This window comes from Pseudomonas sp. AC169 (assembly GCF_979258515.1).
On the sequence record NZ_OZ409866.1, the window covers coordinates 5,321,751 to 5,334,779 of the forward strand.

Annotated in this window: 13 protein-coding genes; 4 read left to right on the top strand and 9 right to left on the bottom strand. The window is 59.8% G+C overall.

Features of this window, described 5'->3' with window-relative positions; translation table 11 throughout:
- Nucleotides 1–77 precede the first annotated feature (77 nt).
- A complete protein-coding gene (locus ACZZ0G_RS23860; protein WP_463557760.1) occupies nucleotides 78–575 on the top strand; it encodes a winged helix-turn-helix transcriptional regulator in 498 nt (165 codons plus the stop codon).
- A gap of 6 nt (nucleotides 576–581) precedes the next feature.
- On the opposite strand, the gene ACZZ0G_RS23865 is transcribed toward ACZZ0G_RS23860, so the two are convergent.
- Both ACZZ0G_RS23865 and ACZZ0G_RS23870 read right to left on the bottom strand, forming a co-directional pair.
- The gene (locus tag ACZZ0G_RS23865) at nucleotides 582–1,205 is read right to left on the bottom strand and encodes a glutathione S-transferase family protein (RefSeq protein WP_463557761.1); all 624 of its coding nucleotides are present in this window, start codon (nucleotides 1,203–1,205) and stop codon (nucleotides 582–584) included.
- A gap of 100 nt (nucleotides 1,206–1,305) precedes the next feature.
- On the bottom strand, nucleotides 1,306–2,721 hold the full coding sequence (locus ACZZ0G_RS23870) for a purine-cytosine permease family protein (protein WP_463557762.1): 1,416 nt from the start codon (nucleotides 2,719–2,721) through the stop codon (nucleotides 1,306–1,308).
- Nucleotides 2,722–2,956: 235 nt separating this feature from the next.
- On the opposite strand from ACZZ0G_RS23870, the gene ACZZ0G_RS23875 reads away from it, so the two are divergent.
- Entirely contained in the window at nucleotides 2,957–3,868 is a 912-nt protein-coding gene (locus ACZZ0G_RS23875; RefSeq protein ID WP_463557763.1) for a LysR family transcriptional regulator, read from the top strand.
- An 18-nt stretch (nucleotides 3,869–3,886) separates the two neighbouring features.
- On the opposite strand, the gene argE is transcribed toward ACZZ0G_RS23875, so the two are convergent.
- From argE to ACZZ0G_RS23900, 5 genes are all read right to left on the bottom strand, one after another.
- On the bottom strand, nucleotides 3,887–5,035 hold the full coding sequence (gene argE, locus ACZZ0G_RS23880) for an acetylornithine deacetylase (protein ID WP_463557764.1): 1,149 nt from the start codon (nucleotides 5,033–5,035) through the stop codon (nucleotides 3,887–3,889).
- A complete protein-coding gene (locus ACZZ0G_RS23885; protein WP_095120361.1) occupies nucleotides 5,032–5,709 on the bottom strand; it encodes a DUF1028 domain-containing protein in 678 nt (225 codons plus the stop codon). Before ACZZ0G_RS23885 ends, argE begins: the two co-directional genes overlap by 4 nt.
- 120 nt (nucleotides 5,710–5,829) lie before the next feature.
- Nucleotides 5,830–6,246, bottom strand: a complete 417-nt coding sequence (locus ACZZ0G_RS23890) for a RidA family protein (protein WP_007910844.1) — start codon at nucleotides 6,244–6,246, stop codon at nucleotides 5,830–5,832.
- Between the two features lie 57 nt (nucleotides 6,247–6,303).
- On the bottom strand, nucleotides 6,304–7,623 hold the full coding sequence (locus ACZZ0G_RS23895) for a flavin-containing monooxygenase (RefSeq protein WP_463557765.1): 1,320 nt from the start codon (nucleotides 7,621–7,623) through the stop codon (nucleotides 6,304–6,306).
- 258 nt (nucleotides 7,624–7,881) lie between these two features.
- Nucleotides 7,882–8,700 carry an alpha/beta fold hydrolase gene (locus tag ACZZ0G_RS23900; protein WP_463557766.1) on the bottom strand — a complete coding sequence of 273 codons (819 nt, stop codon included), beginning with the start codon at nucleotides 8,698–8,700 and terminating at the stop codon, nucleotides 7,882–7,884.
- Between the two features lie 179 nt (nucleotides 8,701–8,879).
- On the opposite strand from ACZZ0G_RS23900, the gene ACZZ0G_RS23905 reads away from it, so the two are divergent.
- Nucleotides 8,880–9,329: a winged helix-turn-helix transcriptional regulator gene (locus ACZZ0G_RS23905; RefSeq protein ID WP_463557767.1), complete on the top strand. Its 450-nt coding sequence runs from the start codon at nucleotides 8,880–8,882 to the stop codon at nucleotides 9,327–9,329.
- A gap of 71 nt (nucleotides 9,330–9,400) precedes the next feature.
- Here ACZZ0G_RS23905 and ACZZ0G_RS23910 read toward each other — a convergent pair whose 3' ends face one another.
- Complete coding sequence (locus ACZZ0G_RS23910; protein ID WP_137218147.1) at nucleotides 9,401–10,444, bottom strand: LLM class flavin-dependent oxidoreductase; 1,044 nt, start codon at nucleotides 10,442–10,444, stop codon at nucleotides 9,401–9,403.
- Nucleotides 10,445–10,591: 147 nt separating this feature from the next.
- The gene (locus ACZZ0G_RS23915; RefSeq protein ID WP_016987069.1) at nucleotides 10,592–11,077 is read right to left on the bottom strand and encodes a flavin reductase family protein; all 486 of its coding nucleotides are present in this window, start codon (nucleotides 11,075–11,077) and stop codon (nucleotides 10,592–10,594) included.
- A gap of 324 nt (nucleotides 11,078–11,401) precedes the next feature.
- On the opposite strand from ACZZ0G_RS23915, the gene ACZZ0G_RS23920 reads away from it, so the two are divergent.
- The gene (locus ACZZ0G_RS23920) at nucleotides 11,402–12,808 is read left to right on the top strand and encodes a purine-cytosine permease family protein (RefSeq protein ID WP_463557768.1); all 1,407 of its coding nucleotides are present in this window, start codon (nucleotides 11,402–11,404) and stop codon (nucleotides 12,806–12,808) included.
- The last annotated feature ends 221 nt before the right edge of the window (nucleotides 12,809–13,029 follow it).

The window sequence follows — 13,029 nt, forward strand, 5'->3', positions numbered from 1 at the left end:
GATTATCGGTGCACAGGGCTTGTCCCGGCATCGTGTAGATATGATAATCATAGTAACTGTAAAAGAGGCAAGCCCTGATGGCAGTAAACGATAGTCTTCCTGACACGCTGTGCCCGATCTCCCGGGCCGAGACGATTGTTGGCGACCGTTGGACAGTGCTGGTTTTGCGCGAGTTGTTCATGGCCAATCATCGTTATGACGAGATCCAGGCGCAGACCGGCGGTACGCCGCAAATGGTCGCCGCGCGTCTGAAATGTCTGGAAGCGGATGGGCTGGTCGAGCGCCGCTTGTACAACGAGCGGCCGAAACGCTACGAGTACCACCTCACCGCGAAAGGCGAGGCGTTCTACCCGGTGATCATTGCGTTGCGGGCGTGGGGTGAGACCTGGTGCAAAGCACCGGAGGAGGGACTGGCGGTGAACATGACCCACAAAAGCTGCAACCACAGCGCCGGCCTAGGACCGCTATGCGATCACTGTGGCGAACCGTTGCGTCGGGAAGATCTGATCAGCCAGCCACAAGCAGCCTACGCCGCTGAACGGCTGGCGCGGCGTGAGGCGTTCAAAGGCAAATAACCGCGATCACGGCGTACCGTTGCGACCGTGCAGCACGTAGCCGGGGCGCTGGCTCAAGCGTTCGTAATAGGCTTTCACTGCGGCAAAATCCGGGTGAGCCAATGGTGTTTCGAACCAGCGGTTCACCGACAGCCCGATGGGAATGTCCGCCAGGGAAAACTGCTCGCCGCTGACGTAGGCGCCGGTCTTTTGCAATTGTAGGTCGAGGATTGCCATGGTCTTCGACCATTGCTCAATGCCGTTCGCCAGCGCGGCATTGTCCTGATAGTCGGGCGACTGGCGCACCAGTGACATGAAGGCGTACGACCACGAGCGATTCAGCTCCGACGCTTGCCAGTCGATCCACTGATCGACCCGCGCCCGGGTTTGCGCGTCAGTCGGATAGAGGTGCGAACCGTCATAACGTGCGGCCAGATAACGAATGATCGTGTTCGATTCCCACAAGGTGAAATCACCCTCCTGAATCACCGGCACCATGGCGCAGGGATTGAGCGCGAGAAACGCCGCATCATTCGTCGATTTGAAGCCCGATCCCCAGTCTTCGCGCTCGAAAGGAATGTGCAATTCAGCGCAAGTCCATAGCACTTTGCGCACGTTGATCGATGAGGCTTTACCGAGTATTCGCAGCATTGGATGTCCCTTACCCAATCGTCGACAAGGGTAAAGAAATACCACACCACAACGCAGAAGGCCCGCACAGAGCGGGCCTTCTTTGCTTAGCGAATCAATCTCACAGACTGCTCGCCAGTTTCCCGCCCATCATCCGTCGACGGTAAGACGTGTCGCGATTGGCCAGCCAGAAATACAACGGCGAGGTCACCAGCAGTCCCACCAGCCACGACAGATCCGCGCCGTTGATATGCGCCGACACCGGGCCGACGTACAGCGGCGTGTTCATGAACGGAATTTGCACGGCAATGCCGATCGCGTAAGCCAGCAACGCCTGCGGGTTGTAGCGCCCGTAGATACCACCATCGACCTGGAAGATCGACTGGATGTCGTACTGGCCTTTGTGGATCGCGTAGAAGTCGATCAGGTTGATCGCCGTCCACGGCACCAGCACTACCAGCAACACCAGCACCATGTCGACGAAGTGGCCGATAAAGTCTTTCGAGGCGCCGACGGCGGCGAAGCAGCAGGCCAGCAACACGATGATCGAGATCACCGCGCGGCTCTTGGCGGTGGGGATCCAGCGGTAGGCGAAGGTCTGCACCAGGGTAATCAGCGACAGCACCGCGCCGTACAGGTTGAGGGCGTTGTGGCTGATCACGCTGAGCAGGAACAGCACCAGCATCAGCGGGCCAATCGAGCCGGTGGCGAGTTTGACCGCGTCCATGGTGTCCATGCCAACCGGTGTGGCGAGCACAGCAACGGCACCGAATATGAACGCCAGACTCGAGCCCAGCGCCGACCCCAGATAGGTGGTCCAGAACGTCGACGAGACTTTCACGTCCGCCGGCAAGTACCGCGAATAGTCGGACACGTACGGTGCAAACGCGATCTGCCACAACGCCGCCAGCGACACGGTGGCCAGCCAGCCGGACAGGTTGAAGCTGCCACGAGTGAGGAAATCATCGGTCTGAATATGCGTAAGGATGTAGCCGAAACCGACGACGATGCCTATCCCCAGCACCCAGGTGCCGATGCGGTTGAGCACGTGGATAAAACGGTAGCCGATGATGCCGATGATCCCCGAACCGACTGCGCCAATGACGATACCCACCGGTACCGGAACGCTGTCGACCACGCCATGCAATGACTTGCCGGCCAGCACGATGTTGGAGGCGAAGAAACCGATGTACATGACGCCGGCAATCAACACCACCAGCAGCGCACCGAGGGAGCCGAATTGCGCGCGGCTCTGGATCATCTGCGGGATGCCCATCTGCGGGCCTTGCGCCGAGTGCAGCGCCATCAACACGCCGCCGACCAGATGGCCGACGAGAATCGCGACGATGCCCCAGAGCAGATTCAAGTGAAACAACTGCACGCCCAGCGCACCGGTGACGATGGGCAACGGCGCGATGTTGCCGCCGAACCAGAGCGTGAACAGATCCCTGACCTTTCCGTGGCGATCTTCGGGGGGCACGTATCCTATCGTGTGTTTTTCAATCAGCGGAGCGGAGGATGCTGCAGGGGTAGCCATGACGAACTCCAAGGCAAGGATGAGTACGTGGACGTACTTCGGCAAGCGCCGGCACGGGCGGCGCATTTCTTGTTGAAGTGATCATGTGCAAAGCGTCGGGATAGATAAATTAGTAAGTTTGTTGCTTCAGACCTTAAAAAAAATATGCTCACGCGCGCCGGTCCGTCCGGTATGTTCAAGCTTGATCGTGCGCCAGGGAAACAGGGCGAAAATCAGCGCTCTTCGGGAGGTTCACATGGCTGCCTACAACCTGCGTCAGCTCAAATACTTCGTCACCACCGCCGACTGCGGCAGCGTCGCCGAAGCCTCGCGCAAGCTCTACATTGCGCAGCCGTCGGTTTCCACGGCGATCAAGCACCTGGAAGAAAGTTTCGGTGTGCAGTTGTTCATCCGCCATCACGCCCAAGGCGTATCGCTGACACCCAGTGGCTCGCGGTTCTATCGCAAGGCATTGGAGCTGCTGCGGGTGGCTCATGAGTTTGAACAGAACGCGCTGGCCGACAATGACGTGGTCGCGGGGCAGATCGATGTCGGCTGTTTCGAAACCGTCGCGCCGCTGTACCTGCCGCGCCTGATCGCCGGCTTCAAGGCGCGCTGGCCGGGGGTGGAAATACGGATTCGTGATGGCGAACAACAGGAGCTGGTGCAGGCACTGACCGTCGGCAGCATCGACGTGGCGATGATGTTCGAACACGACCTGGACAGCACCATCGAAACCACGCCGCTGATGCCGCCGCAACAGCCATACGCCTTGCTGCCGGCCAGTCATCGTTTCGCGCAACAGGCGAAAGTGTCGCTGCATGATCTGGTGCTGGAACCGATGATCCTGCTCGACGTGGTGCCGAGCCGCACCTATTTCGTGAGCATCTTCGAAGAGCGCGGCCTGACGCCGAACATCGTCTTCAGTTCACCGTCGATCGAGATGGTGCGCGGCATGGTCGCCAACGGTTTCGGCTTCTCGATTCTGGTGACCAAACCGTTCAGCGATTACACCTACGACGGGCAGCAAGTCGTCTGTGTGCCGCTGGCGGAAGATGTCACCGGTTCGGGATTGTCGGCAGCCTGGCTGCGCCGGGTGCAACTGACCAAACCGGCACAGTTGTTTGTCGATCATTGCCGCGAAGAGCTGGCCCGACTGCACCCGTGATTGCCGTCGAGCCGCTGGTCAGAGGCTGATGAAAGACAACATCCGTTGCAGCATGGCGTCGCACGCCTGCAACTGTTCGAGGGCGACGAACTCGTCGGGTTTGTGGCCCTGATCCATGCTGCCGGGCCCGCAGACCACGGTCGGAATGCCGACAGCATCAAACAATCCACCTTCGGTACCGAACGCCACCGTGCCGAAATCCTTCGAACCACAGAACGTGGAGATCAACTCGGCGGCCTGACTGTGCGCATCAGTGGCCAGCCCCGGATACGCCGACAAGGCGCTGAAGCGGATATCACTCTGCGCACTGACCGCGCGCATGCGCGGCAGTACTTCGCGCTCGGCATAGGCTTTCAGCGCCTCGGCAACCAGCGCCGGATTCTGTGAGGGCAGGGCGCGAATTTCGAAATCGAAACGGCAATCGGCAGGCACGATATTCAAAGCCTTGCCGCCGCTGATCACACCGGTCTGCACCGTGCTGTAGGGCGGATCGAAGCGCGCATCGTGATGCTCCGGCGCCTTGAGCTGCTGGCCGAGACGACCCAACTCAGCGATCAGTTCGGCGGCGTATTCAATCGCGTTGACCCCGAGCGGCGCGTACGCCGAATGGCACGGATGGCCGTGCACATCGCAACGCATCGCCAGTTTGCCTTTGTGGCCGAGCACCGGTTGCAGTTCGGTCGGTTCGCCGATGATGCACAGCAGTGGTTTGACCGGACGCTGTTCCAGCACCTTGAGTAACGAACGCACACCGAGGCAGCCGACTTCTTCGTCATAGGACAAAGCGATGTGCACCGGGATGCGTAAAGCCCCCTGCGCCAGCGCCGGTACCAGGGCGAGCACGCAGGCGATATAGCCCTTCATGTCCGCCGTGCCACGCCCAAACAGTTTGCCGTCGCGCTCGGTCAGTTCAAACGGTGGCATTGTCCACGGTTGGCCATCGACCGGCACCACATCGGTGTGCCCGGACAGCACGATGCCCGGCTGATCCACCGGGCCGATCGTGGCAAACAGGTTGGCCTTACTGCGCTCATCGTTGTAAATCAGTGCGCAGGGCACGTCGAACCGCGCGAGGTAATCGCGGACGAATTCGATCAGTTGCAGGTTGGATTCGCGGCTGGTGGTATCGAACGCCACCAGCGCCTTGAGCAACTCGACGCTGTTCATCGGTCATCACCGGCCACGCCATAGCCCGGCGCTTTGGCCGGATCGAGGGCGCGGTCGATGTAGTCCTGAAGCTGCGGCTCATAAGCGTTCCAGAGTTTTTGCAACTGGCCGATCGGGTCTTCATCAGCCCAATCGACGCGCAGGTTGACGATCGGCCAGGTCTGCTCACCGACCACCACGACAGCAGCGGAATGCACCGGGCCGGCTTCGCCACCGAGGGCTTGAGCGGCGTGCAGGGCTTTGAGCAGGCGATCAGCGAGTTGACCTTCGCCATCCTCAAACGCGCTGACCATCGCTTCGATCACCGAACGCCCGGCCAGCATGTTGCCGGCGGCGACGCACTGTTCGCCAGTCACGGCATTGTGCACGCCGAGGGTTTGCGCACCGCTGAAATGCGCGGTCTGGCCGAGGTGGTTGATTGCGGTGATCTGCCGGTACTGGCTGTAGCCGTTACGGGTCAGGACTTTGTCCAGCGCGTCATCGGGCGCCAGACCTTGCTCCATCAGCGCAAGGACTTCCGGGCCGAGGGACGGCAGGGTGATGTTCTGGCTCGACACCGCGCCAACGCCGGGCAGCAGCCACGGGCAGCGCGCGCCGACGGCGATGCTGGAAGAACTGATGGCGACACCGAACTGGCCGGTTTCGGCGCAGCGGGCTGTGATTGAAAAGGTCATCTACTGAACTCCTTGTGTGTCTGGGCTGGCCTCTTCGCGAGCAAGCTCGCTCCCACAATGAAATACATTCCAAATGTGGGAGCGAGCCTGCTCGCGAAGGACGCGACTCGGTTTCCTGACTTACTCAGGAATCACCGCAATCACATCAATCTCCATCAGCCACTGCGGCTGTCCCAGGGCCGACACCACCAACCCGGTGGAGATCGGGAACACGCCTTTGAGCCACTTGCCGACTTCGCCATACACCGCCTCGCGATAACGCGGATCGATCAGATAAGTCGTGGTCTTGACGATGTGGCTCATGTCACTGCCGGCTTCTTCCAGCAGTTGCTTGACGTTGCGCATGGCCTGTTCGGCCTGCGCGCGCGGATCACCCAGACCGACCAGATTGCCGTCGAAATCAGTGCCGACTTGGCCACGCACGTAGACGGTGTTGCCGGCGCGCACGGCCTGGCACAAATCGTTGTCCAGCGTCTGGTTCGGGTAAGTGTCTTTGGTGTTGAACATGCGGATGCGCGTGTGGGTTGGCTGGCTCATGTGCAGCTCCTGAAAGAGGGTTGCCCCGGCGCAATCGGCGCCGGAGCGAAAAGGAAATCAAGCGTCGACGGTGTCGGCGGCTTTGCTGTGGATACCCGAGTGCAGCTCGGCTTCACGCTGCTCGGCATCGCGATAGTCCAGGTATTTGCGCTGGGTGGCGATGTGATCGGCGACGTGCTTGGCGTCGTGCCACACGCCCCAGATAAATGACGAGCCTCGGCGCGACTGCCACGGCAGACCGAGGAAATACACCCCCGGCTCACTCGATACACCGCGCTGATGCACAGGCTTGCCCTTGTCATCGAACGCCGCGACCTGCAGCCACGAGTAATCCACGGCAAACCCGGTGGCCCAGATGATCGAGGTGACGCCAGCCTTGGCCAGGTCCAGATCGGCCAGCGGATGTTTCACGCACTCAGGGTCCGGATAGGTTTCGCGCGCCTCCGGTTCTTCCGGCAGATCCAGCCCGTTGCGCTCGATGTAGGCGTCGGCGGCATCGAGCAGCGCCAGATAGTTTTCGTCGCCGCGATTGAGGTTGCCGACCAGGTCCTGCTTGAAGGTCACCACACCGTTTTTGAACGACTCAGTTACGCCGACCAGGGTCATGCCGCGATGGGCCAGACCCCGGAAATCAATGGTGCGCCCGCCGTGGGCACCGCTGACGGCAATGGTCACGTGCTCACGACCGGGTTTCATCGCCGCTTGATCCCACTCGCCAAGCACGCCCAGCCACCAGCAGAAATCACGGTTGCGATAAGCGCGAGGCGGGCGGTCATGGGCGCCGACCGACAGGTAAACCTGCTTGCCGGAACGTTGCAGTTCATCGGCGATCTGCACGCCGGAAGAACCGGCGCCGACCACCAGCACTGCGCCTTCCGGCAGTTGCTGCGGGTTGCGGTAATCAGCGGAGTGGATCTGCAACAGGCGTTCGTCTTGCGGGGCAATCGCCGGAATCACCGGTTTCTGAAACGGCCCGGTCGCGGCGACGACGCGGCTGGCTTCGATCACGCCTTCGGAGGTCTCGACCGTGAAACCCGGGCGGCCGACATTGCGCACCACGCTTTTCACTTCCACACCGGTGCGGATCGGCGCATTGAATTTCTTCGCATAGGCTTCGAAGTAATCCGCCACGCGTTCTTTCGGGGCGAAACCGTCGGGATCGACGTCATCGAATTCCAGACCCGGGAAGCGGTCGTGCCACGCCGGGCCGTTGGCAACCAGCGAGTCCCAGCGCCCGGTGCGCCAGCGTTCGGCAATGCGATTGCGCTCCAGCACCAGATGCGGCACACCGAGTTTGCTCAGGTGCTCGCTCATGGCGACGCCTGCCTGGCCGGCACCCACGATCAACGTGTCTGTTTTTATTATTTCAGGGTTCATCTCTACATCCTTCCTAGCAAGGCAGTGGGATTCGGGCCGCTGTTGGCTTGTCCGTTTTGCTTGAGGTCAGACTAGGGAGAGGGGGGATATCGGTAAAATATTATTAAGCTGGGTTGTGAAGATAAAATTCTGATGCAGGGCGTCGTAACCCTTTAAATACGGGGCCTGTAGAGAGTCGGGCAAATGGAACGGGATAAAAAAATCAGCCTGGCGCTCGTGCAGTGGTGAGCAGAAACCCTCCTCACCACTGCGCCGGTTTCAGCGATTCAGAAACGCGAGCAAATCTTCATTCAAAGTTTGTGCATGCGTCACTGCAAAACCATGGGGCGCCCCGGTATAGACCTTGAGTTCAGCCCCTTTGATTTGCGCCGCCGCCTGCTTGCCAGTGGTTTCGAACGGCACGATCTGGTCGCCGTCGCCATGGATCACCAGCGTCGGCACGTCGATCTTGGTCATGTCGGGGCGGAAGTCGGTTTCCGAGAAGGCTGTCACGCAATCCACAGTGCCTTTCAGCGAAGCCAGCAATGCGACGTTCAATGTTTGCGTCAGCACGCCGTCAGAGACTTTCTGGCCTTGGTTGGTGCCGTAGAACGGCGCGGCGAAATCCGCAATGAACTGCGCACGATCTTGCAGCAGGCCGGCTTTGATCCCATCGAACACCGAGGTGTCGACGCCTTGCGGAAAATCGGCTTTCTTGCCGAACAGCGGCGTCACCGCGCCCAACAACACCAGGCCGGCAACGCGCTCGCTGCCATGTCGGGCGATGTAGCGGCTGACGTCGCCGCCACCCATGGAGAAGCCCACCAGCGTCACGTCGCGCAGGTCCAGATGGTTGATCAATTGCGCGATGTCATCGGCAAACGTGTCGTAGTCATAACCGGTCCACGGTTGATCAGAACGGCCAAAACCACGGCGGTCGAAGGCGATGGTGCGATAGCCGCGGCTGCTCAGGTATTCCATCTGGTATTCCCACATGTCGGCATCCAGCGGCCAGCCGTGGCTGAACAGCACAGGCTTACCGCTGCCCCAATCCTTGTAGTAAATCCCGGTGCCGTCTTGTGTGGTGAAGGTGCTCATGGAAACTCCTGCTTCAGGGTTCGGTGCCGAATTGGCGACATTCACTATCAGCGCAAAGCGATCTGGCTACTTGTATGCAGGTGCTGGTTTTACCTCGGCCGGTAGTGGATCGGCGCCAGAGTTGTATGATGCAACTCAAAGCCGCCCGGCCGGCCACTGATACGAGGGAGTACGTTTACGTGAAACGCAAAAGTTTGCAGGGAAACGCCTGCCCGGTTGCCCGCACGCTGGACCTGATCGGCGACTGGTGGTCACTACTGATCATCCGCGATGCGCTGGACGGAGTTCGGCGTTTCAATGATTTCCAGAAGAGTCTGGATATCGCGAAAAACATGCTCAGCGCGCGCTTAAAGGGGCTGGTGGAGCAGGGCATCCTGCAAGCGCTGCCGGCCGCCGACGGCGGGGCCTATAAGGAATACGTGCTGACGGATCGCGGCAAAGCTTTGCAGACCGTGATCGTTGCGCTGTCGCAGTGGGGGGGAGAGTTCATGTACACGCCGGGTGAGCCAGGCTCGGTGATGGTTGATGCAAGGGACCGCCAGCCGATTCGCAAGCTGGAATTGCAGTCTGCCGATGGCCGATCGCTTGGCCCCGCAGATGTGGCGACGCGACTTGGCGTAGCACACTGATTCAGTGTGGCGAGGGAGCTTGCCCCCTCGCCACAGATGACGTGTTTCAAGTCTTTCCGATGCCAGGTTACTCAGCGAAACGCCGGCACCACATGCTTGATAAACAGCTCCAGCGATTTCTTCTTCTCTTCATGCGGCAAGCTGTTGTCACACCAGAAACTGAACTCATCCACCCCCAGCTCTTGGTAATACTTGATCCGCGGAATGATCTCTTCCGGCGTGCCGATCATCGCTGTCTTGTGAAGGCTCTCCAGCTCGAACTCCGGACGCCCGGCAAATTTCTCTTCCGGGCTTGGCGCGAGGAAGCCATTGACCGGGGTTTGCTTGTTGCCGAACCACGCATCGAAGGTGCGGTAGAACCGTGAGATCGCTTTCGCGCCGACTTTCCAGCCGTCCGGGTTATCAGCGGTGTGCACGTGGGTGTGGCGCAGCACCATCAGTTGTGGGCGCGGAACATCCGGGTTGTTATCCAGCGCGGCCTGGAACTTGTTCTTCAGGTCGAGAACTTCTTCGTCGCCCTTCATCAATGGCGTAACCATCACGTTGCAGCCGTTGGCCACAGCGAAGTTGTGCGAGTCCGGGTCGCGGGCGGCGATCCACATCGGCGGGTTCGGCTTCTGGATTGGCTTCGGCACGCTGGTGGAGGTAGGGAATTTCCAGATGTCGCCGTCGTGGGCGTAGTCGCCTTGCCACAGGGCGCGGACCACCGGAACCATTTCGCGCAGTGCCTGGCCGCCGCTGGAGGCAGGCATGCCGCCGGCCATGCGATCGAATTCCACCTGATAAGCCCCACGGGCCAGGCCGACTTCCATGCGGCCGTTGCTGATGACGTCGAGCAACGCGCATTCACCGGCGACCCGCAGCGGGTGCCAGAACGGCGCGATGATGGTGCCGGCGCCGAGGTGAATGGTGGTGGTTTTGGCGGCGAGGTAGGCGAGCAATGGCATCGGGCTTGGCGAGATGGTGTATTCCATCGCGTGGTGTTCGCCGATCCACACGGTGCTGAAACCGCCGGCCTCGGCCATCAGGGTCAGTTCGGTGAGGTCTTCGAACAGTTGGCGGTGGCTGACGCTTTCGTCCCAGCGTTCCATGTGGATGAACAGGGAAAATTTCATGACGCTTCCTCGGATCTTTTGTTGTTGAGGCTACGTGTGGGAGCGAGCTTGCTCGCGAAGGCTGTGTAACAGCCAGCATCTATGGCGACTGACAAGACGCCTTCGCGAGCAAGCTCGCTCCCACAGTTGTTATGCGTTGTTCTTCTATCAGGCCAGGACGGGCAGGGCGCCCATCTTGCCGTGGCAGTACACCAGCGGCCCGGCGATTTGTTCGGGGACGATCAGGTTCTTCACCGCGCCGACCATGATGGCGTGGTCGCCACCTTCGTATTCACGCCACAGCTCACATTCGATGATAGCCGTCGCGTTGGCGAGGATCGGGTTACCCAATTCGCTCAAGGTCCATTCGATGCCTTGCGCCTTGTCCTTTCCTTTGCGGGCGAAGGCGTAGGCTTCGCTTTGCTGGCCGCCGGACAGAACGTGGATCGCAAAGCGTTTGTTTTTGATCAGCACCGGGTAGGAGTCAGAGCTGTAGTTGGGGCAGAACAGCACCAGCGCCGGGTCCATCGACAGCGAGCTGAATGCACTGGCAGTCAGGCCGACGATCTGACCGTCATCGTCCAGCGTGGTGATAACGGTTACGCCGGACGGGAACGAGCCCATGACTTGTTTGTAGATGGCGGCATCGATCATTGGACGGTCCTCGGGTGTTTTGACGCTGTTTTTATGTGTTTGTTGGTCTGATGGTATACCAGTATTCAATCTTTGCAAGGGCTTTTAAGCTGAACCGATAAACGTGCTGCGTTCGTCGGAAACTCAGCATTTACGGGGCTTTCGGCTGGTCCGCAGGCCACGGTTTCAGCGAGGATGGCGTATCAGCTGGCGCCGTAAACTACGGATCAGTCTTGTGAATTGTTTGGAATACCATAATATGGTCTGCATCTGAGGGGTGGCCAAAGAGTCCCCCCGGTTTGGCTTCAAACAACGATAAGAACAGACCAACTCGAGTTCATGCATATGTCCCAGATGTCCCGGCAAGATCCGTTGATCGAGAACCATACGGTCGATTACGTCCCACTCGCGGAACGCCACGGGAAGGCCCGCGACCTATTCACTCTTTGGTTCAGCACCAACATTGCGCCACTGCCCATCGTCACCGGCGCCATGGTGGTTCAGGTGTTCCATCTCGATCTGCTCTGGGGGCTGCTGGCGATTGCGCTGGGGCACATGATCGGCGGCGTGGTGATTGCGCTGGCTTCGGCACAAGGCCCGCGCATGGGGATTCCGCAAATGGTCCAGAGTCGCGGCCAGTTCGGGCGTTATGGCGCGCTGTTGATCGTGTTCTTCGCGGCGCTGATCTACATCGGTTTCTTTATCTCCAACATCGTCCTGGCCGGTAAATCCATCGTCGGCATTGCGCCGTCGGTACCGGCGCCGTTGAGTATCCTGATCGGTGCACTGGCCGCTACGGCGATTGGCGTGATCGGCTACAACTTCATCCATACGCTGAACCGCATTGGCACCTGGGTGATGGGCAGCGCGTTAATGGCCGGGTTCATCTATATCTTTGCCCATGACTTGCCGGCGGACTTTCTGACTCGCGGCAGTTTCAACCTGTCCGGCTGGCTGGCGACGGTGTCGCTGGGGATTATCTGGCAGATCAGCTTTTCGCCGTACGTCTCCGACTACTCGCGTTATCTGCCGGCGGATATCGGCATTGCCAAGCCGTTCTGGGCGACTTATCTGGGCGCGACACTGGGGACGATTCTGTCGTTCAGCTTCGGCGCGGTTGCCGTGCTGGCCACGCCTGAAGGCACTGAAGCGATGGTCGCGGTCAAGCAATCTACCGGTTGGCTGGGGCCGATTCTGATGGTGCTGTTTCTACTGAATATCATCAGTCACAACGCGCTGAATCTGTATGGCGCGGTACTTTCGATCATCACCTCGATCCAGACTTTTGCCAGTCAATGGACGCCGAGCATCAAGGTGCGTGTGCTGTTGTCGAGCGTGGTGCTGGCCGGTTGCTGCGTGGTTGCACTCGGCGCGTCGGCGGATTTCATTTCCGAGTTCATCGGTTTGATTCTGGCGCTGCTGCTGGTGCTGGTGCCGTGGGCGTCGATCAACCTGATCGACTTCTATCTGATCAAGCGCGGTTGCTACGACATCGCCTCGATTTTCCGCGCCGATGGCGGGGTTTACGGGCGCTTCAATCTGCACGCGATCATTGCTTACTTCATCGGCATCCTCGTGCAGTTGCCATTTGCCAACACCTCGCTGTACGTCGGGCCTTACGCCAATCTGGTCGAGGGCGCTGATTTATCTTGGCTAGTGGGCCTGGTGGTCACGGTGCCGTTGTATTACTGCCTGGCGACACGCGGCCAGGCTGAGCGGAGCAGGGCGGCCAGGTTGGGTTACACCGACTGAGCTGATCCGCTTCATCAAAATGCCCGGCTATTTGCCGGGCATTGTCGTTTCCGCATCCCGGCGGTCATTCAAATTGGCCACATCGATCCCCTTTTGGCCCATCCCCCACTGTGATCCGTCTACGCTGTCAGCAAGAATCAAAACCACAACGAGACGCTGGACCTTTTTTACCCTTGGCTGCCTTTACAGCCGCTGCCGTGTACAGAACATAAAAACCATCG